Source organism: Ruegeria sp. BHSB056, assembly GCF_059613305.1.
In genome coordinates this window covers 1-22,756 of sequence record NZ_JBXWSG010000008.1, presented here as the reverse complement: position 1 = coordinate 22,756, position 22,756 = coordinate 1, and the positions used below count along the sequence as shown (strand labels likewise).

Sequence of the window (22,756 nt, the reverse complement as noted above, 5' to 3'; positions counted from 1 at the left end):
GTCTCTGTATCTTGGTCGGCATGCCGAGGGTTTCAAGGGCGCGGCGACGGATCGCGTGGATCAATTTCATTCCACCGCCCATCATGCAAGACTATTGAGGGAAAGGGCGACAATGGCGAAATCCAAACTACGAGATCTGCCGGATCTCAGCGCGCAGGCGCACGCCGGGACAACGTTTCATCTGAAAGTAACTCCCAAGGCTGCACGCGACCGGGTGGTTGTGGAAGACGGGCAGATCAGGGTATTTGTCACGGCACCGCCTGACAGTGGTAAAGCCAACCATGCGGTTCAGGTAATTCTTGCGAAATGTCTTGGCGTCGCGCCTTCGACACTGTCACTCAAGCAGGGGCAAACTTCGCGCAGCAAGGTTTTTGTCTATGCGCCCTAAGATCCCGTTTCACGGATCTGGTAAACTCCCTCGGGCAGGTCCAGCGCTGCGGCCAGATCGCGGACCTGTTCCGGCGACAAGGTGATCTTTTGCACCTGTTCGGTTCGCGGATCAAACTGTTCCAGCGTGACGCATTCGGCGAAATTGTTGATCACAACATCTTCCTGCAAAGGTTTTTCACCTTCGTCCACAAGCGTTATGACCGTCGAGTCGAATTCATGCTCAATCGAAAACATAACGACAGAGTGCAAGCCGTCGACGCGCAATGCAAGACGTTCGTTTCAAAGCCTTGTGTGGTCACGCCGAACGGCACGTACTATGTTGAAATCACGGTCAGACCGAGCCGAAGGATGTAACATGCGCAGACGCTTTGTTTTGGTGCTTCCCCTGCTTCTTGCGGCCTGTGCGGAAGGTGGATTGCGCGTGCAACCTGCTGCGGATTGGCTGGGTGAAGGGCCGGGTTCTGAGGATGTTGCCCAGACCTTTCGCGAAGTCAGTCAGAACATCGGGGCCGAGGCCCGTAGCCAGTGCTTGAAGCAATCAAGACCTCAGAGATGCGATTTCCGGATTCTCGTTGATCTGAACCCACGTGCGCCAGCCAATGCGTTTCAGACGTTGGACGACCAGCGGCAACCCACCATCATTTTTACCCTTGCGATGATCCGTTCCGCGCAAAACGCAGATGAACTGGCTTTTGTCATGGGGCATGAGGCGGCCCATCACGTGCTGGGGCACATCGCACGGCAAAGCGAAAATGCCAGCGCAAGCGCCACCGAGTTCGGAAAGGCCGAGAAGCTGCGCGGGGGCGACGCCGCCGACATAGAAGAGGCTCAGAAAGTGGGTGCGCAAGTTGGTGTTCAGGCTTATGTAAAGGCTTTTGAGCTTGAAGCTGACGAGATGGGCACGATCATTACGCATAACGCGGGCTACAACCCGCTGATTGGGGCAAAGTTCTTTGATCGGATTCCGGATCCCGGCGACAGGTTTCTTGGCACCCACCCGCCAAACGCACAGCGCGTGCACATCGTGATTGAAACCGCGATGCAACTGGGACTGACGCAATGACCGATCTTGTGCGCCTTGGCGTGATTTTGACGGATCGCGGGTCGAAATATGCGGTATCTGGCGCGCCTGTGGCGTCACGCGCGGACGTTGACGCGGTTTTGGACCAACTGAAGTCCGATAAATCCTATGCCAAGGCCACACATAACACCTGGGCCGCCTTTTTGCCGACCGGCGCGCTGAAGGCTGATGACGGGGAGAGCGGCGCTGGTATGGTAATCCTGCGGATGATCGAACGTGCAGGGCTGGACAATCACGTGATCATCGTCACCCGATGGTACGGAGGCAAAAAGCTGGGCGGGGACCGCTTTCGCCGCGTTCAGGATGCAACCCGGGCCTATCTGGATCACATCGGCATCCAATCTTGACCTGTGTCAAAGTCTGACGCCCCGGATGCGCTACGATTTCGCAAAGCGCGAAAGTGAAAGGATACAGTATGCCCACCCGAGAGTCCTTGCGGCTTCATGCCGGATTGGTGGACGATATGGCCAGAATGCTGGACATCGATCTTGAGGAAGCAGCCATTGGTGGCAAAGTATCTGTCGACCAGATTTCCGAGGCAGTTCTGCGATGTACTGACTGTCCGAACCCGGATCATTGTCAGGACCTGCTCAAGAAAATGGCGACCGCCGGGCGGACACCGGAATATTGCCGTAACCAGGAATTGTTGCACAAACTAATGCCTTAACTGTCAGGTTCGCCATGCCACGACTCGGTGAAATCATGGCCCATCTTCGCCTCGTACTGCGGATGGGCGAGGTCACAGGAACCGACCTGGCCGCAGCCTATCGGGATGGTCACCTGAAACATGAGGATTGGGCCGAGATCGTGCAGCAATGCCGTGGCTGTGCGTGGGCCAGAAACTGCCCGGAATGGTTGGAGCAACGCGAACAGATTGATCAAGCCCCATGCACGTGCCCGAATCGCGAGCGATTCACGGCTCTCAAGTCGTTGCAAGCGGAGGACGCGTGATGCCTCGGGACATCTTGGGCGAGGTCGAAAAGCACTTTTGGTTGACGCGTTCTGTTTCCCGAAGCATGGGAATTTCACTGAGCGAAGCCATGGCCGAAGGGCGGCTGTCGCCCGAAGGATACGCCGAATTGGTCACGCGCTGCCGGGCCTCAGGCTGTGACACGCAATGCGCCAACTGGCTGGCTCAGCGACAGAGCCCGGCGGATGTGGCCCCGGATTTTTGCGCAAATTCAGAGACGCTGAACAGATTAAAGGTCTGATTTAAGGTCTTTGTGGGTTCCATCACACAACGGCGGGTTCGCACTATGTTTGCAACCGCAAAAGAAGACCTTCTTGTTGGTTTCAGCTGTGTATTTCACAGGTTCGAGCCCGCTGCCCTTATGTGATCCATCGCAAAAGGGTTGCCGGTTCGACTTTCCACATGCGCACCAGAAATAGGTTTTGCCTTCGACAACCTCGATTGGAAAAGGAGTTCTCTGGGCTATAACTGGCGTGTCAGGCATGTGGCTTCTCCGTCTTTGGCTGAAACGTTACACAGTTTAAGACGATGCAGACAAAAGGGTAGCAATAATGCCGCTAGGATCGTTATTTGGGTTTCCAACTGGCATGTAATCGCTCTGTCTCACAATGATGTGATTGATGCTGTTGCCAGATTGCCGTTCAACCCGTATTCTGGTGGCGGCCCCGAAAAGCTGGGCAATATCAGAAAAGTAATAGAGGATTGACGGACATGAAACTGAAACTTGCAGCCGTTGGCGCATTTGCCCTGGTCCTGACTGCTTGTGCGCAGCAGGAAGAACCAACACCTGTTTACGTACAGCCTGACTATGACAAGTATGGTTCGGCCAGCTGCTCGGCAGGCTATGAACTGGCAACAACCGAAGCAGGTCAAACCGTCTGCAACCCGGTTTCTCAGTAAGCTTTTCGCAGGCGGTCTGGTTTCGGACCGCCTGCACTTTTTCAGGAAATACCGCCGCCATTCACGGCGGTTTTTTTCTACCTGCGCATTACCACGTAGCTATTCACCCGAGAGCTTTGTAGGGCAGGCTATTGGAGTTAAGCGGGTTTCCCCCACAGATCGTATTCCCCCGCCTCGTCCACTTCGACCGTGACGATATCACCGGGTTTGAGGTCTTCGAAACCTTCGTCAATGAACAGGTTGCCGTCGATCTCGGGTGCGTCCGACTTGGTGCGGCAGGTGGCGGCTTCGTCATCCACTTCGTCGACGATTACTTGAAGCGTTTGTCCGACCTTCGCCTGCAACTTGGCTTCTGAAATGGCCTGGGCCTTTTCCATGAAGCGATCCCACCGCTCTTGCTTGATTTCGGCCGGGACGTGATCGGGCAGGTCGTTTGAGCGCGCACCATCCACGTTTTCGTATTGAAAACAGCCGACACGATCCAGTTGCGCCTCGTCCATCCAGTCCAGCAGGGTTTGGAATTCGGCCTCGGATTCACCCGGATAGCCAACGATAAAGGTCGAGCGCAGGGTGATATCGGGGCAGATTGCGCGCCAGGCCTGAATTTCGTCCAGAGTTTTGGCCGCTGCGGCGGGGCGTGCCATCCGTTTCAGAACATCCGGGTGGGCGTGCTGGAATGGGATATCCAGATACGGCAGTATGTTGAACCCGGCATCCGCCATCAGGGGGATCAACTCGCGCACATGAGGATAGGGATAGACATAGTGCAGCCGCACCCAGGCATCCAACTGACCCAGTTCTCGGGCCAGATCGGTGATGTGGCTGCGCACATGGCGGTCTTTCCACGGGTTCACATCGTATTTCCGGTCCAGCCCATAGGCAGACGTGTCCTGTGAGATTACCAACAGTTCGCGCACGCCGCTATCGACCAGCTTTTCCGCCTCGCGCAGAACCGCATGGGCCGGACGGCTGGCCAGTTTTCCTCGCATATCGGGGATGATGCAGAACTTGCATTTGTGGTTACAGCCCTCGGAAATCTTCAGATAGCTGTAGTGGCGGGGGGTCAGTCGCACACTGCTGGCGGGCAGCAGATCGACGAACGGGTCAGGGTCAGGGGGAACGGCGGCGTGAACCGCATCCAGAATCTGCTCGTACTGATGCGGACCGGTGACCGCCATGATGCGGGGGTGGTGTTCACGGATGTAATCCGGTTCGGCCCCCAGGCAGCCGGTGACGATAACCTTGCCGTTTTCAACCAGCGCCTCTCCGATCGCATCCAGCGATTCTGCCTTGGCGCTGTCGAGGAACCCGCAAGTGTTCACAATAACGGCATCGGCCCCGGCATAATCCGGAGAAATGCCGTATCCTTCAGAACGAAGCCGGGTCAGAATGCGTTCGCTGTCGACCAAAGCTTTTGGACAGCCCAGCGAAACCATGCCGATCGTCGGCTGGTTCGAACGGGGTGTCTCGGTGATCCGGGCAGCCGGAGCCAGGTCAGGGCGGAGGTTTGGCGGGTTCGTTGTCATGGCGCGGCGTATAGTGGGGAAAGCTTCCCCTTGCAAATGTGACGTGTGATTTTAATGATCGCGGCAAAGACAAGCCAAAAGGCGGAGAGCAGACCATGAAATGGCTGATACGCATCCTGTTTATTGTCGTGGCGGTGTTTGGGCTGGTGATCGGCGCGCTATTGCTGATGCCCGGAGACAAGCTTGGCGCGATTTTGGCCGAGCAGGTCAAAGCTCAGACCGGGCGCGAACTGACATTGAGCGGCGATGTGCGCCTGTCGTTCTGGCCGGTGCTTGGGATGGAAACCGGGCCCGTGCGTTTCGGGAACGCCAGCTGGGCCGGGCCAGAGCCGATGCTGAGCGCTGATAGCCTTGCCGTGGGCGTGGATGCTGCTGCGCTTTTGAATGGGGATCTGCGGATCAAACGCGTTTTCGCGGACAACCCGGTGCTGCGGTTGGAGCGTTCGCAAGGGCGCGGAAACTGGGAGCTGAGCGCGCCTGTGACCACCGCCACTGCCACACCGTCTGCGGGGACGGTTCCGGGCGGCGCATCGTCGGTCGTAACTTTGGAAGAGTTGCAGCTTACGAACGCGCGGTTGATTTATGTGGAAGATGGCGCCACGCAGATGGATTTTCCGGATGTAACCTTGTCGGCCAGTTGGCCGCAGGTCACTGCACCGATGGTAATGGAGGCATCAATGCCTGTACCCGGAGGTGCTGTTCAGGTCGATCTGAAGATCCCGGACTTGCCAGCTTTTGCCGCGGGATCCGCAACCGCGCTTGAACTGGCTCTGGCTGCGCCGGGCGGCAAGATCGGATTTGACGGCCAAGTCAATCTGGCCGGAGAAATGGACGGGACCACAAAGATCATCACCCGAGATACGGAAAAGATGCTGGCGGCCTTCGGTCAGGCTGGTGTGGTTGTGCCGTCGGGATTGGGTAACGTTGCCGATATCTCTGCGCGAATGACCTATACGCGGGACGGTCGGATTTCCCTGCGGAACATGACAGCGCAGTTGGATGGCAACCGGTTTGTCGGAGAGGCGGATATCACCATTTCTGATCCTCCTCAGATCGTCGCACGCCTGGATGCGGGCGATCTGGACCTGTCGAAGATAGCCGAAACCAGCTCCGGGCCGGGTGGCGCGTCTCAACCTGCCTCACCAGTGCAAGAAGGCTGGTCAAAAGACCCAATCGACGCATCCGCTCTGGCTTTGGCAAATGGCAATATTCGCCTGACGGCCAACTCAATCGCCGTTCCCGGCATGACGTTTGGGAAAAGTGACCTGACACTGACACTGGATCGCGCGCGGGCGGTTCTTGCGATGCATCCGGCGACGTTGTTTTCGGGTCAGTTGAACGGACAGGTGGTTGCCAACAATCGCAATGGCTTGTCCGTGGGCGGCAAGGTAACGGCAAGTGAGATTGATCTGAAACAGGCGTTGTCGACACTGGCCGGTGTCGAACGCCTGTCGGGAACCGCGGCAGGAACCATTGAGTTTCTGGGTGTCGGTCGGTCTGAGGATCAGATCATGCGGTCTCTCAGCGGTAAGGGAAATCTGGATGTCGGGACGGGGGTAATATCCGGTTTCGATCTGGATCGACTTATGGGGCAGGGGACCGGATCGGGCGGGACAACTGTGTTCAACAGCCTGTCGGCCAGCTTCACCATCGATCAGGGTGTGTTGACGAATAACGATCTGCTCATGTCGCTCAAGAATTTCCGCGCCGATGGTCAGGGGGTCGTGGGTCTGGGTGTGCGCAATATCGATTATCTGTTCACGCCCGTAGCTTTGCGTGCCAATTCGGGGCAGGGCATCTCGGTGCCTGTGCGCATCGTTGGCCCGTGGAGCAACCCATCAATCAAGCCGGACCTGACCAAGGTCATCGAAGCAGCGGCAGATGTGAAGGTCAAAGAGCTGGAAAACGACGCGAAACAGAAAGTTTTCGAGAAGGTTGGAAACGAGCTGGATACCACCATCACGGACAGCGATCAGATCGAAGATGCGCTCAAGAACAAGCTGGAAGAAGAGGCGAAGAAAGGGCTGCTCAAACTGTTTGGCGGAAACTGAGCAAGTGTTGCGCTTGGGACAATCAGATATGCCCCAAGCAGTTTTCTTCAGATGGTCTGGTCGTAATCTCCAACACCGGGTTCGGTTCTGATCACCGCATCGATATCGACAAAGATCGCCCGCATCTCAGCCTCGCTTTCGCTGCTTTCACAGACGACCACCAGATTGGGTGTGTTGGATGAAGCCCGCACCAGCCCCCAGCTGCCATTGTCCAGAATGACACGTGCGCCGTTCACCGTAACGACCTCTTTGATCGCACGACCAGCGAAAGTCTCATTAGCCTCGCTTTTGGCAACCAACTTGTCGACCAGACGCTGCAGGATATCGTATTTTTCGGTATCTGCTGCATAAGGTGACATCGTGGGCGTCGACCAGGTCTTGGGCAGCGCCTTGCGCAGGTCTGACATGCTTTGATCCGGGTTGCGGTCCATCAGCTTGCAGATCTCGACCGCGACGCGCATTCCGCAGTCATAACCGCGCCCCACCGGTTCGGCTAAAAAGTAGTGACCTGACTTTTCGAACCCAGCCAGCGCACCGATTTCCTTGACGCGCCGTTTCATGTGGCTGTGGCCGGTTTTCCAGTAATCTGCTTTGACGCCAAGGGCCTGCAACTCGGGATCGCTGGCAAACAGGCCGGTGGATTTCACATCAGCGACAAAGGTCGATCCGGGGTGCAGCTTGGCCAGATCGCGGGCCATGATCACACCCACCTTGTCGGCAAAGATCTCTTCGCCTTCATCATCGACGACGCCGCAGCGATCACCGTCACCATCAAACCCAAGTGCCAGATCGGCACCGCTGGATTTTACCGTTGCCGCCATGTCATGCAGCATTTCCATCGCTTCGGGGTTCGGGTTGTAGTTTGGGAAGGTGTAATCCAGCCGGTTATGGCTGGAGACGACTTCAACCCCCATCCGTTCGAAGATTTCGGGCGCAAAGGCCGAAGCGGTGCCGTTTCCGGTTGCGCAGACAACCTTTAGCGGGCGGGACATTTTGAAATCGCCGACGAGGTCGTCAATATAGGCTTCTTTCACGCCCTCGACGAATTCCCAAGATCCACCCTCATGCGTCTGACCTTCGCCGTTCAGAACGATGTCGCGCAATTCAGACATCTCGTCGGGGCCGTGTGTCAAAGGACGGTCAAAGCCCATTTTTACACCGGTCCAGCCGTTTGGATTGTGGCTGGCCGTAACCATCGCCACGGCCGGTACATCCAGATGAAACTGTGCGAAATAGGCCATTGGGCTAAGCGCAGGGCCAATGTCTTTCACGCGGATACCGGCCTGCATCAATCCCAGGATCAGGGCGTTTTTGATCGCCAAAGAGTAATCACGGTAGTCATTGCCGACAGCGATCACGGGCTCGATCCCGCGCCTGCGCATTTGAGTACCCAGTCCAAGGCCAAGCGCCGTCATGCCCGGCAGGTTGATCTCTTCCGGATATTTCCAGCGGGCGTCATATTCGCGAAACCCGGTGGGTTTGATCATCGCGTCACGCAGAAAGCTCCAGGTATTTGGTGTTACCTCGGGAATTGGTTTGGTCATAACAAGTCTCAGTCGTTAAATCTGAATAGGATCAGCTTTGGCCAGCGCATCAAAGCGCATCAAAGTGTCAATGAGTTGGGGCATCTGATCCAACGGAATCATGTTGGGCCCGTCCGAAGGAGCATTGTCCGGATCCTGGTGTGTTTCAATGAACACCGCGCCAATACCCAGCGACACGGCGGCGCGCGCCATGACCGGAGCAAATTCGCGTTGCCCACCCGAGGAGCCACCTTTTCCGCCCGGTTGCTGCACGGAATGGGTCGCATCCATCACTACTGGATACCCGGTCTGGGCCATTTGCGGCAGGGACCGCATATCAGCCACCAGTGTGTTATAGCCGAACGAAGTGCCACGTTCGGTCAGCAGGATATTATGATTCCCCGTGCTTTCGATCTTGGACACGATATTGGGCATCTCCCACGGCGCGAGAAACTGACCCTTTTTCACATTGACCACAGCGCCCGTATTGCCCGCAGCCAGCAGCATATCCGTCTGGCGGCACAAGAACGCCGGGATTTGCAGGACGTCTACCGCCTCGGCAGCTATGGCGCACTGCGCTTCGGTATGAACATCGGTCAGGACCGGAATGCCCATTGTCTTGCGGATGCTATCCAGAACCTGCAACCCGGCATCAATGCCCATGCCGCGCTTGCCGGACAGTGAGGTCCGGTTTGCCTTGTCATAAGACGCCTTGAAGACATATTGCGCACCGGCTGCATCGCAGGCCTCTTTCATCTTGCCCGCAATCATTTGTGCGTGGTCTGCCGTTTCAAGCTGGCAGGGGCCCGCAATGATAGTCAGCGGAAGGTCGTTGCCGACTGTCAGGTCGGAGATTTTTACATGTTTCATGAGTCTTATGAGGATACCTGTTCACGAAGGACCGACGCGGTAAGCGAGATCATGAGGTAGATACCAGCAAACAACAGGAATGCCAAAATCGTATTTTCGAACTTGCGCGGATAGCTGGGTTCCTGACTGGGTATCGGGTTCACCGAGACGGTCAGGTAACGCACCTGTCGGTTGGCTTCGGATCGGGTCGATTCCATTTGCTGCATTGCCGTTTGCAGCATCATGTCCCGCGCCGCCAGATCCGCCTGAGCGATCTGGATGCGCACACTCAACCGCGCCAGCGAATTTTCGCCATCGGAAGCATCCTGCATCTCGGCATTCAGTTGTTCCAGCACCTTTTCAAGCCGGGCAATGTCAGCCTTGACGCCGTCGACCTTGGCTTTGTTCGGGCGCAGGTTGTCTTGCAGGGCGGCAAGTTCAAGCTCTTTGTCCTGCACCAATATCTCGATCTCGTTGATGCGTGCGCGCAGGCTGGCAATGACATTCTCGGGGTCCAGCACTGCCCCTTGAAGCTGAAGTTCGATCAATTCCTCCTGCGCCTGCCGCCGCGCCTCCTGCGCCGCTTCAAAGCTTTCCAATGCGTCGCGCATCTGGTCTTCGCGCTTCTTGCCGGACAGGGCATTCACCCGGGCTTCGGCGTAAGAGATCAAACGCTCCGAGAACTCGGTCGATGTCTGTGCATCTGGTGCAACAACTTCCATCCGAATGACCCCTTCGGTTGGGTCATACCCGATGGTGATCATGCGTTTGAACAGCTTGTATGCGTCTTCCAGCGTGGCGTCGGGTGATAGCCTTTGAATCGGATCAATCGATTCCTGCTTGAAGACATCAGAAAACCCTGCGTCCCGATCCAGCAGCAACAAAGCCTCTTTCGATTCCAGGAAAGACTGAACCGAGATTGAATCCTGTGTGGTGGCGAATTGCGTCCCGGCAAGCAGCCCGCCGATGGAACCCGGCCCGCCATCGGCTTGCAGGATCAGAAACTCGGAATCGCTGGCATACATCGGGGTGGCGATGCGATAGAAATAGAACCCCACAACAAAGGTCGGTAGGAACACAAAGGCGGCCAGACGCGCGAAAAGGCCAAACAGCTTACGCCTGCGTCGACGCGCGATGTCCTTCTGAATCTGACCGATTTCAAGGTTGCGCCGCTCAGCCGGGCTGAGCTCGGGTCCCGGAAGGTTTGGCGTGCTTGCGCCTATGGATTGCGGCAACTGAATGCTGATCTTGTCTTTGACCTTCGAGCTGTCGCCCTGTGCCGAGGGCTTTGCCGCGGCAAGATCAAGAAGGTTCGTGCGCTGAAACGGATCAATGCCTTTCTTGCGCAGCAAGCGCACCGCATCATAGTCCGATGTTGCTGCCAGTCCGTGTTTCTGCGCCAGTTTTCGCGCAATGCGCAACTGGCGACCTGTCAGACCTTCGCGCTTGATGTCGTCAATTTGCGTGCCTGGCTGGGCCTCGGCCGCCGGTGCCTGGCCTTGCGTCGCGCCTCGTATGCGCGAGATTGCATCCGCACGCGCCTCGGCCGAATCGTCCACCGGGCGATTGCTGCGCCAGGTGTACTTTCTAACCTTGGGTTTCGTAGTCATATAGCTGCTTTGCCTCTTCCAAGGAGTCAAACATGTACAATTGCCCGTCCAGCAGAACGGCGGCCTGCTGCGCGAATTTTTCCAATACAGTCGGGCTGTGCGACACGATCACCAATGTCGTAGTGCGCAACCTTTCCTTCAGGATAGCCCCTGCCTTTTCGTTGAATTCAACATCTGTAGATGCTGGCATCCCTTCATCGACAAGATACATGTCGAAATCCAGCGCTAGCATCAAAGAAAACGTGAATCGTGACCGCATTCCCGAAGAATAGGTGGACAGCGGCTGTTCGAAATATTCACCCAAACCGCAGAGCCATTTGCAATACGCCTCAACATAGTCCGGGTCCATACCGTAAATCTTGGCGATGTATCGCGCGTTCTCAAGCGCTGACAACTTGCCGGTTACACCCCCGGTGAATCCCATTGGAAACGAGACCCGGCATTCGCGGCGGATTACACCCTCGTCGGGTTTTTCCAGACCGGCCATCATGTTGATCAGTGTGGTTTTGCCAGTACCATTCGGGGCCAGAACGCCCAGCGACGTGCCCAGTTCGACACGGAATGAGACCCTGTCCAGGATCACCTTACGGCGCGTCCCGGTCCAGAAGGACTTGCTGACATTGTCGAATTCTAGCATTCGCAGCCTGCTGCTCGTTTCCGTTGTGTTGCCGCGGTTTTGGCGGTCAGAAAGGATGGTTTTTACCGATCCATGTTGGCTACATTATGTCGAATTATGAAACAAATGTTCAATGCGTTGCTGCCGAACCCGCAAACAACTGATCGGTTGTCGGCAATTCCGCTGCACTTCTGGTAATCTGCCGCACCTATATTATGTGGTTTCAGGCCTGATCTTTGCAAAACAGCTTTGGGAGGTTTCGCAACCAGATGAAAGATTTAGATGGCGAAATCCGCGCGTGTCGCCTGTGCGCCGCGTCTTTCGCGCAAACGAGAACTGCTCATGAACCCCGCCCGGTGGTCTGGTTTCGGCGCGGAACACCAATCCTGATCGCGGGGCAGGCACCGGGTGCGCGCGTGCACGAGTCAGGACGGCCCTTTACAGACCCGTCAGGCGACAGGCTGCGCCACTGGCTTGGGGTCGATGAACCTGTTTTTTATGATCGTGACCTTGTGTCGATTGTGCCCATGGCATTCTGTTTCCCTGGTTATGATGCCCGCGGTGCGGACCTTCCTCCGCCCGTGATATGCGGCAATACCTGGCATGACAGGGTGATGCAGGAACTGGGGCAGGTGCCGTTGACGGTGTTGGTCGGCGGTCATGCGCATAAATATCATCTGGGCGCGCGCGGGTCGGTGACAGATACCGTTCGGAACTGGCAGGACCATGCGCCGCGGGTCTTTGCCTTGCCTCATCCGTCCTGGCGGAATACGGCATGGGTAAAGAAAAACCCGTGGTTCGAGGCAGAACTGCTGCCGGTTCTGCGCGCGCGGGTTCAAGAGGTGCTGAATGACTGAAACCACAGCGTTGGACACGGCGCATGCCACGATGCTGGCAGATCCGCAGAACGATGCCACCCGTCTGCGGTTTTTTGAACGGCTTGCAGATAGCGAGCTGTTTTTGATGCTGACCGAGGAAGCGGTGGGCGAAAACATCTCGCCCGAAGTGTTCGATGTGGCCGATGGGCGCTTTGTGTTGGCTTTCGACCGCGAGGAACGATTGGCGCGGTTTGCCGGGCGGCCCGTGCCTTATGTTGCGCTGTCGGGGCGCGTGTTGTCGGGGATGCTGGCAGGGCAGGGTATCGGGCTGGGCCTGAACCTGGAAACTGCGCCATCATCCATGCTGGTGCCTGCCGAGGCCTTGGGCTGGCTGGCCGAAACGTTGCAGCATGGCCCGGAAGAGGTCGAGGAAAAGCTGGCCGAGTTCATGCCTCCTGCCGGTTTGCCGGACAGCCTGTTGACCGCCCTTGATGCAAAACTGGCAACTGCTGGTGGGCTTGCCAGTGCAGCCTATTTGGTCGCCACGAAATCCGAGGCGGGTGCTCAGGGTCATTTGCTGGGGTTTGTCGGTGCGGTCGAAGGGGGCGAGCCCGCCCTGGCCAAGGCTGCTTCTGAGGCGTTGACGTTTTCGGGGATCGAAGCGGGGGCGATGGATGTCGGGTTCTTTGCCACAGAAGACGTCGCTGCCGCGCTGCTGGCGAAGACGGGGCTTCGCTTTGACCTGCCCGAACCGCAGGTTGCAGATCTGGTGCGCGAGGTTCCGGGCAGCAATCCCGCGAAACCGCCAATTCTGAAGTAACGACCAAAAGGCAAACACGCGGCGCATATTGCGCCGCGTGGTACTAGGATGGGACGCTGCTATTCCGCAGCGGCTTCCAGTTTGTCTTGCGTGCGTGTTTCGAAATCGCTGGCGTCGTGACGCTCGTGAAGCTGCGTGTGCGGCTCGCCAAAGGCGCGGTTGACCATACGGCCACGCTGAACCGCAGGCCGCGCGTCTATCGCCTTGGCCCAGCGCACCACGTTCTTGTAGGATTCTGCGTCAAGGAACTCTGCCGCGCTGTACAGTCGGCCCAGAACCAGTTGACCGTACCACGGCCAGATCGCCATGTCGGCAATGGTATATTCCTCGCCCGCGATATAGGTCTTGTTCGCCAGTTCCCTGTCCAGAACGTCCAACTGGCGTTTTGCCTCCATCGCAAAGCGGTTGATCGGGTATTCCCACTTTTCAGGCGCGTAAGCGTAGAAATGGCCAAACCCGCCACCCAGATAAGGGGCGCTGCCCATTTGCCAGAATAGCCAGTTCATGACTTCGGTCCGTTCCGGCCCGGACGCAGGCAGAAACTCTCCGAACTTCTCAGCCAGATGAAACAGGATCGAGGCACTTTCAAACACCCGAACCGGCTTGTAGCCAGAGTGATCCCAAAGGGCTGGGATTTTCGAGTTTGGGTTGACCTCGACAAACCCTGAACCGAACTGGTCGCCCTCGCCGATGTTGATCAGCCAGGCGTTGTATTCAGCGCCTTCGTGACCCAATGCCAGCAACTCTTCCAGCATAACGGTGACTTTGACACCGTTGGGTGTGGCAAGGGAATACAACTGCAATGGGTGACGTCCAACCGGCAAGTCCTTGTCATGGGTTGCGCCGGCAATAGGTCGGTTAATGTTGGCGAACTGTCCGCCACTTTCACTGTCCCATGTCCAGACTGCTGGTGGGGTATACGAAGATTGGTCGCTCATTTCTTGCCTTTCATGCCTTTGACCGGGCCGCGTTCGATGCAGTCTTACAGGTAGTGTTGCAATCCGCCGAGTCCAACCCAGCTTTTCCGGCATAATTTGTAATAATCCGCGACCAAACTCTCACGTTTGCTCGAGAGGGGTCACAGCGGCGCGAGGAGGGCTACGAACAGAATGGGAATCGCATATTGTTTTGCCAGACCTGCCATCACGGCGTCACCGATACCGCTGGAACGAAAAGGATAAACTACATGAAACGCTTTGCTTTGACCTTTGCTGCGGCCATGGCCCTGGCCGTTCCGGCATTTGCCGGGCCGCAATATATTGACGGCACAGGGTTTGCCGTTTCGGGGTATGATGTTGTCGCCTATCGCAACCTGGATCAGGTACCGGTAGGTCAGCCACAGCACGAAGGCGTGCGTGGCAATGCCAGCATTACTGCCGAATACAATGGTGCAACCTGGGCATTCTCGTCCGAGGAAAACCGCGACAAATTTCTGGAAAACCCGGCCTATTATGCCCCGCAATATGATGGACACTGCGCCTATGGCGTGTCGCGCGGTGGCAAGGTTCCGGCAAACCCGAACTTGTGGCGGATCGTTGACGACAAGCTGTATCTCAACATCACGGATGTGGTCGTCGGGTTCTTCGAAGAAGACATTCCGGGCAACATCAACCTTGCTGAAGGCAACTGGCCGGGTATCGAGCCGTCTGACGCCTCGACCAGCGTGATCCCGAAATTTACCTCGGAAGGTCCGGTGAAAAACTGACCCGGCCAAAATTGCACAAAGCCCGGCTTACCCAGCCGGGCTTTTTCGTTCAGCCAGCAAGCCAGAACTGATCCCGTATCGTCTGGTCGGCGTCAAACCGGATCCTGACGCTCTTGGCACCCGGAAATTTGCGTTCGCGGATCGTATCGGGAATGACAACCTCCCCGGCGCCCGTGTCGCTGGATTGAAAGCTCAGGATTTCCGCTGTGGTGTGCCGCGCACTGGTCAGAACGGTCGTTGGCAAAGCCACACGATTTGCGCCCTGATTGACCGGAGTCGTGACAAAGTAAGTCAGGTGCCGCCCATAGCATCCGACCGCGTCGGGAACATGGTCAGCGACATCGCTGCCGCATTTGGGTTGAATACCAGTCTGACTGTTCATATGCGACAGCGCCTGCCCGGGATTCAGCATCGCCTCGCATGCGGCAATATCCTCCTGCGGAAGCTCGATGATTCGTTTCTTCAACCGTGCCCGACGTGGTTGTGGCGGGCCAGCAGCGGCACCGCCCTTTGTCGCCAGCCCTTCTTTGCGCAGAAAATCATAGGCTGCCTTGGCGCGTGAAAACCCGGAACTGTCGCCTTCCTTGTGATCAGGATGCGTGTGAAAGGCGATGTGACGCCACGCCTCTCGTATTTCACTGGAATTGGCAGACGGGTTCAGGCCCAGATCTGCCAGGGCATCCGTGCGTGCCCTGACCTTATCGACAGGTTCCATACTCAAAACACTCATTAAAAACTACACACCCCTAGTGTTGCCGAGGGCATGGTTTTGTCAAATTTCACTGTTGATTGAGAGGGAAGCTGACAACAATCGCGATGCGAAGAATCCATTGTTCCGCAAAGGCGTGAATTCACGGATGTAACTGTGATACAGGTCACGCACAAGAAAAGGAAAACGCCCGGACAAGTTAGTAACCCGGGCGAATCATTGGATTTTTCAGTTGTCAGGCGACGTTTTGAAGATCGACCTGCGGCGTGATCCCAAGGGCAAAGCACACATCGCGCGTCAATTCCGGGCGGTTCAGGGTATAGAAATGCAGCTTGTCCACGCCACCTTCGATCAGGTCCGAGCACAACTCGGTGCAGATCGCAGTTGCCAGCAGATCCTCACGCCCGTCGCGCACGGCCTTTTCAAAGGCGTGTTCGACCCAATCGGGAATATGCGTGCCGCAGCTTTTGGCGAACTTGCGCGCACCTGCCCAGTTTTCAATAGGCAGAATGCCCGGAACGATCGGTTTGTCGATACCTGCCTTGGCGCAGGCGTCACGGAAACGGAAGAAGGTTTCGGCCTCGAAAAAGAATTGCGTCAGCGCTTCGTCAGCGCCCGCGTCAAGTTTGGCCTTCAGCCAATCCACGTCTGCTGACATGTCCGCAGCTTCAGGGTGCTTGTCAGGATAGGCACCGACACGGATGCTGAACATTTCGGTTTCAGCCAGCGCCTCAATCAACTCAATCGAACTGTTAAAGCCTTCGGGGTGCGGTACGAACCGATCATGCCCTTTCGGCGGGTCGCCCCGCAGGGCCACGATGTCCTGCACGCCCGCACGTGCGAATGTGTCGGCGATTTCCAGCGTTTCCTGCCGCGAGGCGTCAACACAGGTTAGGTGTGCAGCGACGTTCAGGCCAGAGGATTTATGCAGGGTTGCAACCGCGTCGCGCGTCAGTTCCCGGGTCGTACCGCCTGCACCGTAGGTGACTGATACAAAACGGGGCTCCAGTGGCGCCAATGTCTGGACCGTATCCCAAAGGCGGAATGAAGCCTCCAGAGTTTTGGGCGGAAAGAACTCGAATGAAATTTCGGGTTTGGACATGGCTGCCTCACTGGATCAACTGACTATCTTGTGCCATGACGGACATTGTGAGACAAACTCATATTATTCAACAACAACATGAACGATACTTGAGATGCACATTGAATTCCGGCACCTGCGTACCATCAAGGCGATCCATGAATGCGGTGGGTTGGCACGCGCTGCCGACCAGTTGAACATCACTCAATCCGCATTGAGTCATCAGATCAAAGGGTTGGAGGATCAGGCCGGGGTCGAGCTGTTTCTGCGACGTTCTAAGCCGATGAAGCTGTCAGCCGCCGGTTTGCGCCTGCTGCGGTTGGCCGAGCAGATCCTGCCGCAGGTCGAGGCGGCACAAAATGAGTTTTCGTCGCTGCGGGATGGGCGCACCGGGCGAATGCATATCGCCATCGAATGCCACGCGTGTTTCGAATGGCTGTTTCCGGTTCTTGAATCCTTCAGGAAATCCTGGGGCGACGTGGATGTCGATATCCGACCCGGTCTGGCCTTTGATGCCCTGCCTGCCTTGCAGAAGGAAGAGGTTGATCTGGTGGTCTCATCCGATCCTGAAGATCTGCCGGGTGTCGAGTTTGTGGAGCTGTTTGACTACAATCCCGTCTTTGTCGCTGCATCAGCCCATCCACTGGCGGAAAAAGCCTATATCGAGGCTGAGGATTTCCGAGGTCAGACCCTGATAACCTACCCGGTGGAGCGCACACGTCTGGATGTGTTCAGTCAATTGTTGATCCCTGCACGCGTCGAACCCGCCTCGATCAGGCAGGTGGAATTGACAGCTGTCATCCTGCTTCTGGTGGCATCAAACCGGGGCATCTCGGTTTTGCCGGATTGGGTCGTGCGCGAGGTCAAATACAACTCGGACTATGTGACACGCCCCCTGACCAAAGAGGGGATCACGCGTCGCCTTTATGCAGCGGTCCGATCAGAAGATCTGGACAAGCCCTATGTTCAGGAACTGGTGAAACTGGCCCGCGAAGAGGCGCGCAAGCTGCAATCCCGGTAGAGGCGTTTTCTGCGGGTCTGTTATGCGATCATTCCTCTTGGCAAGGAAGCCTTGCGGCAGTATACGCGCGGCTTGACCGGACAGGAGCCCTTTTACAATGGTTGGCAGTGCAAATCTCAACATCATGATCAAGGCCGCGCGCAAGGCGGGGCGTTCTTTGGTCAAGGACTTTCGTGAAGTCGAGAATCTGCAGGTGTCGATGAAGGGCGCGGGCGATTTTGTCTCCAAGGCCGATATCGCGGCCGAAGCCATCCTGAAGGACGAATTGCTGGGCGCACGCCCAACCTATGGCTGGCTGGCCGAAGAGGGCGGTTCCATCGACGGAGAAGACCCGACCCGCCGCTGGATCGTAGATCCGCTGGACGGCACCACCAATTTTCTGCATGGCCTGCCCCATTGGGCAATTTCGATTGCACTGGAACATAAGGGCAAGATCGTTGCCGGCGTGATCTATGATGCTGCCAAGGATGAGATGTTCTTTGCTGAAAAAGGCGAAGGTGCGTGGATGAACGACACCCGAATTCGTGTGTCGGGGCGTCACCGCATGATTGAATCGATCTTTGCAACCGGCCTGCCTTTTGGCGGTCGATCTGACCTGCCTGCAACCCTGCAGGATCTGGCGCGTCTGATGCCCGCCTGCGCCGGTGTGCGCCGTTGGGGTGCTGCGGCGCTTGACATGGCATATGTGGCTGCGGGCAGGTACGAAGGTTTCTGGGAACGCCGCCTGAACGCCTGGGATATCGCCGCCGGTATCATCATCGTGAAAGAGGCGGGCGGCTTCGTGCAGGCCCTGAACCCTGAAGGCAACGCGCTGGAAGATGGTGAAGTGATCTGTTCGAATGAACCGATCTTTGATCAATTCGCCAAAGTCATCCGGGGCTGATCGCCCCTTAGCCCAGCTTTATCGACGCGGAACGCGCGGTATACGAGACTGCGACAGCTTGTACTTTGTCTCTGGGTGGGGCGGATGCCCGTGCGTGCGGTTCCAGAATTGCACGCCGCCGCGCCGCAGCCACAATGGTACGCATAAGATCAACCCCACGGCAAACCCGCCGGTATGGGCCCAGTAGGCGATACCGCCTTCGTCCGGGTTGCTGGTGACGCTGCCAAAGAACTGAATCGCCAGCCATACGCCCAGCATGATGAAGGCGGGGATGGTAAAGACCCTGAAATAGACAACCAGGATCAGCAGAATATCCACACGCGCCTTGGGAAACAGCAGTAGGTATCCCCCCATGACACCCGCAATCGCGCCCGAGGCGCCGACGGTAGGCACCTGAGAGTCCGGTCCTGTAACCACATGGATCAGACCTGCGCCGATACCTGCGACCAGGTAGAACAGCAAAAAGGGCAGATGGCCCATTTCGTCTTCCAGATTGTCGCCGAATATCCATAAGAACAGCATGTTCCCGGCCAGATGCATCCAGCCCCCATGCAGGAACATGGATGTCACAAGGGTTTCCAGACCAACCCCGTCGCTGACCCGCGCCGGGATGATGGCGTAATCGAAGAACAGCCGGTTGATAAGTGGCGCATCATTCATGATCCCCACATAGCTGAGGAAGATCAGGATGTTGGCCGCCAATAAGACGTAGACAACATAAGGCGTGCGCCCCGAGGGGTTATGGTCACGTATCGGAAACATGAGGTGACGCTGGGCTTTTGCGCGCCCAGCGTCAAGGCAAGCTTATGCCGCACCTCCCAACAACGCAGCGTTTCCGCCAGCTGCGGTCGTATCGACACACACATGGCGCTCACCCAGCACACGCGCGCGGTCGGGTCTGCCCGGAATCAGGGGAAGAATGGGGCCGTCCCGACGGGCCAGATGCAGTTCGATCTGCTGCGCGGTTTCAGCATCGCCCCACCAAAGAACACCAGAGATACCGGTCAGGTTCTCCAACCGGTGAAGGTCAAGCATTCCGGTTGCCTGAATGGCCGTGCCACCCAGTGCCTGTACGGCTTCAGCCTGCGCGCGCGCCGCCGTTTCCCCCGGCCCCATGCACAGAAGTGGTGGGCGGGGATATTCGCTCAGCCGGTTCGATTCTCCGGTTGGGCCGGGCAGAGAACGGGTTTGGATTGGGGCAGGCTGGCCTTGAGGGGCAGGTAGGTCTGCCAAATGCTCCCAGGTTTCTGTCGTGGTTTGCCGATCAGGTGCACAGAACCTGGCCATGTAATTCGGGCCGCCCGCCTTCGGGCCGGTGCCTGACAGCCCTTCACCGCCAAAAGGTTGGGAGCCAACGATGGCACCAATCTGATTGCGGTTTACATAGATGTTTCCGGCATGGATAGCTTCAGTCACATGCTGCACTCGGTCGTCGATCCGGGTTTGCAGGCCAAAGGTCAGCCCGTATCCGGTTGCGTTGATATCCGCGATGACCTTGTCGATCTCCTGCGCTTTGAACCTTGCCACGTGCAATACGGGGCCAAATATTTCGCGCTCCAGCGCGGCAATGCCCGAGATTTCGATCAACGTGGGGGCAACAAAGATACCTTCGGGCGGTAGCGGCAGCTCTTTCAGAACACGCCCTTCGGCCCGTGCCGTGGCGACGTGATCAGCGATTACCTGCCGGGCCTGCGCGTCGATCACCGGGCCGCAATCGGTAGAGATCAGCCACGGATCACCGATGCGCAGGGCATCCATTGCCCCTTTGAGCATGGTCAGGACGTCATTTGCGATATCCTCTTGAAGGTACAGGCATCGCAGTGCGGAACACCGCTGGCCTGCGGACTGAAAAGCGCTTTCAATGATCGATTGCACGGCCTGTTCGGGAAGTGCGGTGCTGTCAACGATCATGGCGTTCAGGCCACCAGTTTCCGCAATCAGCGGCGTGCCGGGGCGCATGGACCCAGCCATTGCCGACCGGATTCTGAGAGCGGTCGTTGTCGAGCCGGTGAAGGCCACGCCCGAGACGCGCGCATCCGATGTCAGCGCCGCGCCCACGGTCGGACCACCCGGCAGCAATTGCAGCGCGTGGCGCGGCACACCAGCCTCATGCAGCAATTGAATGGCGCGGTGCGCGATCAGGGGTGTCTGCGGCGCAGGCTTGGCCAAAACGGCGTTCCCGGTTGCCAAAGCTGCCGATATTTGCCCTGAGAAGATCGCCAGCGGGAAGTTCCACGGGCTGATGCAGGTGAATACTCCAGCGGGCTCGGCATCAGGTATGTTGGCGGCGTAGTAACGCAGGAAATCCACCGCTTCACGCAGTTCCGCCACGGCGTCAGGTAGCGATTTGCCAGCCTCGCGCGCCAGCAGGGCGAACAATTCGCCGTAGTGTGTTTCATAAAGATCGGCGGCAGAGTTCAGGATGCGGGCACGTTCGGCTGCCGGGGCCTGCCACGGCTTTGCCGAAGACAGCGCCAGTTCCACATCTGCTTCACTTGCCGAGGCGACCGCGCCCGGCTTGTCGGCAGGATTCGCCGGGTTGATTACCTGCTCATCCACCTGTGGTTTGGCAGCGTCAGCCAGCAACGGCTGTGCATACCAGTGATACGCACGGAACTGATCCCGCGCTGCATCAATCTTATCCAGCGTCGGGGTGTGGTGTAGATCGAAACCTTTGGAATTGGGGCGTTCCGGCTTGAATAGTTCGGGCCCGGTGGGCAGTGGGGGCGGCGGTGTCAGCACCGTAACAAACGGATCCGAGGCAACCACTTCCGGCGGGACGTTTTCGTCGACAATCTGGTTGACGAAGGATGAGTTTGCGCCGTTTTCCAGCAGACGCCGCACAAGGTAGGCCAGCAGGTCACGATGCGCACCAACCGGTGCGTAGATGCGACAACGCGTTTTCTGCCTGTTCATCACAAGCTGATGCAATGTCTCACCCATACCATGCAGGCGCTGGAATTCAAAAGGCTGACCTTCGGCCATGTGCAATATGGCGCTGACTGTATGGGCGTTGTGGGTGGCGAATTGTGGGTAGATCCGGTCTGTCATGCCCAGCAACTTGCGCGCATTGGCGATATAGGACACATCGGTGACCGCCTTGTGCGTGAAGACGGGAAAGCCATCCACGCCTTCGACCTGCGCGCGTTTGATCTCGGTATCCCAATAGGCGCCTTTGACCAGACGCACCATCAGCTTGCGATCGTGGCGTTCAGCCATGTCATAGAGTGTGTCCAGAACCAGCGAAGCGCGTGGCCCATAAGCCTGAACCACGATGCCGAACCCATCCCAGCCAGCCAGAGCCGGATCGGACATCACTGCCTCTATCACCTGCAATGACAAAGACAGGCGATCCGCCTCTTCGGCGTCGACGTTCAACCCCATGCCAGCGGCCTTGGCCAAAAGGGCCAGCGCCCGCAGGCGCGGAACCAGTTCATCCATCACCCGCTTTTCTTGTTCCAGTTCATAGCGGGGGTGCAGGGCCGACAACTTGACCGAAATGCCGGGGTTGACGCGGATATCATCATGGGTACAGGCCTCAGCGATGGCCGAAATGGCGCGTGAGTAGGACAGGTGATATCGCGCGGCATCCCCTTCGGTCCGGGCTGCTTCTCCCAGCATGTCGTAGGAGTAGGTATACCCCTTGCTTTCCATCCCGCGCGCGCGTTCCATCGCGGCGTGAATGGATTCACCCAACACGAATTGCCGCCCCATTTCCTTCATCGCCCGCGACACAGCGGTACGGATCACGGGTTCACCCAATCGCTTGATGGCCCCGCGCAGGGCACCAACGGGCGAGGTCTTGCCTTCGTCCAGAACCTTGCCCGTCAGCATCAGTGCCCATGTCGAGGCGTTCACCAAGGATGAAGACGAGTGCCCAAGATGCTTACCCCAATCCGAAGGGGCGATTTTGTCTTCAATCAACGCGTCAATCGTGTCTGCATCCGGCACGCGCAACAGCGCTTCGGCCAGGCACATCAGCGCGACGCCTTCGTCGGTAGACAGACCGTATTCGGCAAGAAACACCTCCATCAACCCCGGAGACGTGCTGGAGCGGATGTCGCGCACAAGCTGCGCGGCAGCTGCGCTGATAGCGCTGCGGTCCGCAGCGCTCAGGCTGGCCTGAGAGATCAGGGTTTCAAGGATCGCCGACTGGTCAGCATAGGTTGAGGTGTCGATTAATGTACGCAGGGAATGAGACAT

The 22,756-nt window shown here is 57.5% G+C and carries 25 protein-coding genes; 13 read left to right on the top strand and 12 right to left on the bottom strand.

Annotated features, from left to right (window positions below; genetic code table 11):
• Positions 1-112 precede the first annotated feature (112 nt).
• Positions 113-388: a DUF167 domain-containing protein gene (locus AC2FND_RS03575; RefSeq protein ID WP_480482204.1), complete on the top strand. Its 276-nt coding sequence runs from the start codon at positions 113-115 to the stop codon at positions 386-388.
• Here the strand turns inward: AC2FND_RS03575 and AC2FND_RS03570 are convergent.
• Positions 385-624: a DUF8831 family protein gene (locus AC2FND_RS03570; protein ID WP_480539288.1), complete on the bottom strand. Its 240-nt coding sequence runs from the start codon at positions 622-624 to the stop codon at positions 385-387. The genes AC2FND_RS03575 and AC2FND_RS03570 overlap by 4 nt on opposite strands.
• Positions 625-745: 121 nt before the next feature.
• Between AC2FND_RS03570 and AC2FND_RS03565 the strand changes: the two genes are divergently transcribed.
• The 5 genes from AC2FND_RS03565 to AC2FND_RS03545 all read left to right on the top strand — a co-directional run bounded on the left by AC2FND_RS03565 (position 746) and on the right by AC2FND_RS03545 (position 2,682).
• Positions 746-1,453 carry a M48 family metallopeptidase gene (locus AC2FND_RS03565; RefSeq protein ID WP_496767954.1) on the top strand — a complete coding sequence of 236 codons (708 nt, stop codon included), beginning with the start codon at positions 746-748 and terminating at the stop codon, positions 1,451-1,453.
• Positions 1,450-1,818 carry a YigZ family protein gene (locus tag AC2FND_RS03560; protein ID WP_480919174.1) on the top strand — a complete coding sequence of 123 codons (369 nt, stop codon included), beginning with the start codon at positions 1,450-1,452 and terminating at the stop codon, positions 1,816-1,818. The genes AC2FND_RS03565 and AC2FND_RS03560 overlap by 4 nt, the downstream gene beginning before the upstream one ends.
• Positions 1,819-1,886: 68 nt before the next feature.
• A complete protein-coding gene (locus tag AC2FND_RS03555) occupies positions 1,887-2,138 on the top strand; it encodes a DUF6455 family protein (RefSeq protein ID WP_209504742.1) in 252 nt (83 codons plus the stop codon).
• Between the two features lie 14 nt (positions 2,139-2,152).
• Positions 2,153-2,422, top strand: coding sequence for a DUF6455 family protein (locus AC2FND_RS03550; RefSeq protein WP_209598012.1), 270 nt, complete (start codon positions 2,153-2,155; stop codon positions 2,420-2,422).
• On the top strand, positions 2,422-2,682 hold the full coding sequence (locus AC2FND_RS03545) for a DUF6455 family protein (RefSeq protein WP_209504740.1): 261 nt from the start codon (positions 2,422-2,424) through the stop codon (positions 2,680-2,682). Before AC2FND_RS03550 ends, AC2FND_RS03545 begins: the two co-directional genes overlap by 1 nt.
• On the opposite strand, the gene AC2FND_RS03540 is transcribed toward AC2FND_RS03545, so the two are convergent.
• Entirely contained in the window at positions 2,671-2,925 is a 255-nt protein-coding gene (locus tag AC2FND_RS03540) for a CDGSH iron-sulfur domain-containing protein (protein ID WP_209504739.1), read from the bottom strand. The two genes, AC2FND_RS03545 and AC2FND_RS03540, sit on opposite strands and share 12 nt — an antisense overlap.
• 227 nt (positions 2,926-3,152) lie before the next feature.
• On the opposite strand from AC2FND_RS03540, the gene AC2FND_RS03535 reads away from it, so the two are divergent.
• Complete coding sequence (locus AC2FND_RS03535; RefSeq protein WP_209504738.1) at positions 3,153-3,341, top strand: hypothetical protein; 189 nt, start codon at positions 3,153-3,155, stop codon at positions 3,339-3,341.
• A gap of 137 nt (positions 3,342-3,478) precedes the next feature.
• Here the strand turns inward: AC2FND_RS03535 and rimO are convergent, their stop codons facing one another.
• A complete protein-coding gene (rimO, locus tag AC2FND_RS03530) occupies positions 3,479-4,867 on the bottom strand; it encodes a 30S ribosomal protein S12 methylthiotransferase RimO (RefSeq protein ID WP_496767952.1) in 1,389 nt (462 codons plus the stop codon).
• Between the two features lie 95 nt (positions 4,868-4,962).
• On the opposite strand from rimO, the gene AC2FND_RS03525 reads away from it, so the two are divergent.
• Positions 4,963-6,918: an AsmA family protein gene (locus AC2FND_RS03525; protein ID WP_496767950.1), complete on the top strand. Its 1,956-nt coding sequence runs from the start codon at positions 4,963-4,965 to the stop codon at positions 6,916-6,918.
• Between the two features lie 47 nt (positions 6,919-6,965).
• Here AC2FND_RS03525 and AC2FND_RS03520 read toward each other — a convergent pair whose 3' ends face one another.
• From AC2FND_RS03520 to AC2FND_RS03505, 4 genes are read right to left on the bottom strand one after another with little or no spacing between them, the layout of a single operon-like run.
• On the bottom strand, positions 6,966-8,462 hold the full coding sequence (locus AC2FND_RS03520) for a phosphomannomutase/phosphoglucomutase (RefSeq protein ID WP_480505968.1): 1,497 nt from the start codon (positions 8,460-8,462) through the stop codon (positions 6,966-6,968).
• A gap of 15 nt (positions 8,463-8,477) precedes the next feature.
• The gene (gene kdsA / locus AC2FND_RS03515; protein ID WP_480487624.1) at positions 8,478-9,311 is read right to left on the bottom strand and encodes a 3-deoxy-8-phosphooctulonate synthase; all 834 of its coding nucleotides are present in this window, start codon (positions 9,309-9,311) and stop codon (positions 8,478-8,480) included.
• Between the two features lie 5 nt (positions 9,312-9,316).
• Positions 9,317-10,900: a capsule biosynthesis protein gene (locus tag AC2FND_RS03510; RefSeq protein ID WP_496767948.1), complete on the bottom strand. Its 1,584-nt coding sequence runs from the start codon at positions 10,898-10,900 to the stop codon at positions 9,317-9,319.
• Complete coding sequence (locus AC2FND_RS03505; RefSeq protein ID WP_209504732.1) at positions 10,878-11,537, bottom strand: ABC transporter ATP-binding protein; 660 nt, start codon at positions 11,535-11,537, stop codon at positions 10,878-10,880. The genes AC2FND_RS03510 and AC2FND_RS03505 overlap by 23 nt, the downstream gene beginning before the upstream one ends.
• A 248-nt stretch (positions 11,538-11,785) precedes the next feature.
• Between AC2FND_RS03505 and AC2FND_RS03500 the strand changes: the two genes are divergently transcribed.
• Positions 11,786-12,373, top strand: coding sequence for a uracil-DNA glycosylase family protein (locus AC2FND_RS03500; RefSeq protein WP_496767946.1), 588 nt, complete (start codon positions 11,786-11,788; stop codon positions 12,371-12,373).
• On the top strand, positions 12,366-13,154 hold the full coding sequence (locus tag AC2FND_RS03495; RefSeq protein ID WP_496767944.1) for an SseB family protein: 789 nt from the start codon (positions 12,366-12,368) through the stop codon (positions 13,152-13,154). The genes AC2FND_RS03500 and AC2FND_RS03495 overlap by 8 nt, the downstream gene beginning before the upstream one ends.
• 59 nt (positions 13,155-13,213) lie before the next feature.
• On the opposite strand, the gene yghU is transcribed toward AC2FND_RS03495, so the two are convergent.
• Entirely contained in the window at positions 13,214-14,092 is an 879-nt protein-coding gene (gene yghU, locus AC2FND_RS03490; protein WP_496767943.1) for a glutathione-dependent disulfide-bond oxidoreductase, read from the bottom strand.
• Between the two features lie 248 nt (positions 14,093-14,340).
• On the opposite strand from yghU, the gene AC2FND_RS03485 reads away from it, so the two are divergent.
• The gene (locus tag AC2FND_RS03485; protein ID WP_480475567.1) at positions 14,341-14,859 is read left to right on the top strand and encodes a YHS domain-containing (seleno)protein; all 519 of its coding nucleotides are present in this window, start codon (positions 14,341-14,343) and stop codon (positions 14,857-14,859) included.
• Positions 14,860-14,908: 49 nt separating this feature from the next.
• Here the strand turns inward: AC2FND_RS03485 and AC2FND_RS03480 are convergent, their stop codons facing one another.
• Both AC2FND_RS03480 and metF read right to left on the bottom strand, forming a co-directional pair.
• Complete coding sequence (locus AC2FND_RS03480; RefSeq protein WP_480493651.1) at positions 14,909-15,574, bottom strand: DnaJ domain-containing protein; 666 nt, start codon at positions 15,572-15,574, stop codon at positions 14,909-14,911.
• A 229-nt stretch (positions 15,575-15,803) separates the two neighbouring features.
• Positions 15,804-16,670 carry a methylenetetrahydrofolate reductase [NAD(P)H] gene (metF, locus tag AC2FND_RS03475; RefSeq protein ID WP_480482176.1) on the bottom strand — a complete coding sequence of 289 codons (867 nt, stop codon included), beginning with the start codon at positions 16,668-16,670 and terminating at the stop codon, positions 15,804-15,806.
• Positions 16,671-16,764: 94 nt separating this feature from the next.
• On the opposite strand from metF, the gene AC2FND_RS03470 reads away from it, so the two are divergent.
• Together AC2FND_RS03470 and AC2FND_RS03465 are read left to right on the top strand one after the other, a co-directional pair.
• Positions 16,765-17,670, top strand: a complete 906-nt coding sequence (locus AC2FND_RS03470; protein ID WP_209504725.1) for a LysR family transcriptional regulator — start codon at positions 16,765-16,767, stop codon at positions 17,668-17,670.
• A 97-nt stretch (positions 17,671-17,767) separates the two neighbouring features.
• Positions 17,768-18,553: an inositol monophosphatase family protein gene (locus AC2FND_RS03465; RefSeq protein WP_267364343.1), complete on the top strand. Its 786-nt coding sequence runs from the start codon at positions 17,768-17,770 to the stop codon at positions 18,551-18,553.
• Between the two features lie 18 nt (positions 18,554-18,571).
• Here AC2FND_RS03465 and AC2FND_RS03460 read toward each other — a convergent pair whose 3' ends face one another.
• Entirely contained in the window at positions 18,572-19,315 is a 744-nt protein-coding gene (locus tag AC2FND_RS03460; protein ID WP_480519086.1) for a rhomboid family intramembrane serine protease, read from the bottom strand.
• A gap of 42 nt (positions 19,316-19,357) precedes the next feature.
• Positions 19,358-22,756 (bottom strand): bifunctional proline dehydrogenase/L-glutamate gamma-semialdehyde dehydrogenase PutA, encoded by a 3,399-nt coding sequence (putA, locus tag AC2FND_RS03455; RefSeq protein WP_496767939.1) that lies wholly within the window; start codon positions 22,754-22,756, stop codon positions 19,358-19,360.

Excerpts from the sequence above, each read along its gene's own strand:
- AC2FND_RS03575 (WP_480482204.1), top strand. The coding sequence starts at position 113 with ATGGCGAAATCCAAACTACGAGATCTGCCGGATCTCAGCGCGCAGGCG.
- AC2FND_RS03570 (WP_480539288.1), bottom strand. The coding sequence starts at position 624 with ATGTTTTCGATTGAGCATGAATTCGACTCGACGGTCATAACGCTTGTG.
- AC2FND_RS03565 (WP_496767954.1), top strand. The coding sequence starts at position 746 with ATGCGCAGACGCTTTGTTTTGGTGCTTCCCCTGCTTCTTGCGGCCTGT.
- AC2FND_RS03560 (WP_480919174.1), top strand. The coding sequence starts at position 1,450 with ATGACCGATCTTGTGCGCCTTGGCGTGATTTTGACGGATCGCGGGTCG.
- AC2FND_RS03555 (WP_209504742.1), top strand. The coding sequence starts at position 1,887 with ATGCCCACCCGAGAGTCCTTGCGGCTTCATGCCGGATTGGTGGACGAT.
- AC2FND_RS03550 (WP_209598012.1), top strand. The coding sequence starts at position 2,153 with ATGCCACGACTCGGTGAAATCATGGCCCATCTTCGCCTCGTACTGCGG.
- AC2FND_RS03545 (WP_209504740.1), top strand. The coding sequence starts at position 2,422 with ATGCCTCGGGACATCTTGGGCGAGGTCGAAAAGCACTTTTGGTTGACG.
- AC2FND_RS03540 (WP_209504739.1), bottom strand. The coding sequence starts at position 2,925 with ATGCCTGACACGCCAGTTATAGCCCAGAGAACTCCTTTTCCAATCGAG.
- AC2FND_RS03535 (WP_209504738.1), top strand. The coding sequence starts at position 3,153 with ATGAAACTGAAACTTGCAGCCGTTGGCGCATTTGCCCTGGTCCTGACT.
- rimO (WP_496767952.1), bottom strand. The coding sequence starts at position 4,867 with ATGACAACGAACCCGCCAAACCTCCGCCCTGACCTGGCTCCGGCTGCC.
- AC2FND_RS03525 (WP_496767950.1), top strand. The coding sequence starts at position 4,963 with ATGAAATGGCTGATACGCATCCTGTTTATTGTCGTGGCGGTGTTTGGG.
- AC2FND_RS03520 (WP_480505968.1), bottom strand. The coding sequence starts at position 8,462 with ATGACCAAACCAATTCCCGAGGTAACACCAAATACCTGGAGCTTTCTG.
- kdsA (WP_480487624.1), bottom strand. The coding sequence starts at position 9,311 with ATGAAACATGTAAAAATCTCCGACCTGACAGTCGGCAACGACCTTCCG.
- AC2FND_RS03510 (WP_496767948.1), bottom strand. The coding sequence starts at position 10,900 with ATGACTACGAAACCCAAGGTTAGAAAGTACACCTGGCGCAGCAATCGC.
- AC2FND_RS03505 (WP_209504732.1), bottom strand. The coding sequence starts at position 11,537 with ATGCTAGAATTCGACAATGTCAGCAAGTCCTTCTGGACCGGGACGCGC.
- AC2FND_RS03500 (WP_496767946.1), top strand. The coding sequence starts at position 11,786 with ATGAAAGATTTAGATGGCGAAATCCGCGCGTGTCGCCTGTGCGCCGCG.
- AC2FND_RS03495 (WP_496767944.1), top strand. The coding sequence starts at position 12,366 with ATGACTGAAACCACAGCGTTGGACACGGCGCATGCCACGATGCTGGCA.
- yghU (WP_496767943.1), bottom strand. The coding sequence starts at position 14,092 with ATGAGCGACCAATCTTCGTATACCCCACCAGCAGTCTGGACATGGGAC.
- AC2FND_RS03485 (WP_480475567.1), top strand. The coding sequence starts at position 14,341 with ATGAAACGCTTTGCTTTGACCTTTGCTGCGGCCATGGCCCTGGCCGTT.
- AC2FND_RS03480 (WP_480493651.1), bottom strand. The coding sequence starts at position 15,574 with ATGGAACCTGTCGATAAGGTCAGGGCACGCACGGATGCCCTGGCAGAT.
- metF (WP_480482176.1), bottom strand. The coding sequence starts at position 16,670 with ATGTCCAAACCCGAAATTTCATTCGAGTTCTTTCCGCCCAAAACTCTG.
- AC2FND_RS03470 (WP_209504725.1), top strand. The coding sequence starts at position 16,765 with ATGCACATTGAATTCCGGCACCTGCGTACCATCAAGGCGATCCATGAA.
- AC2FND_RS03465 (WP_267364343.1), top strand. The coding sequence starts at position 17,768 with ATGGTTGGCAGTGCAAATCTCAACATCATGATCAAGGCCGCGCGCAAG.
- AC2FND_RS03460 (WP_480519086.1), bottom strand. The coding sequence starts at position 19,315 with ATGTTTCCGATACGTGACCATAACCCCTCGGGGCGCACGCCTTATGTT.
- putA (WP_496767939.1), bottom strand. The coding sequence starts at position 22,756 with ATGTCTCATTCCCTGCGTACATTAATCGACACCTCAACCTATGCTGAC.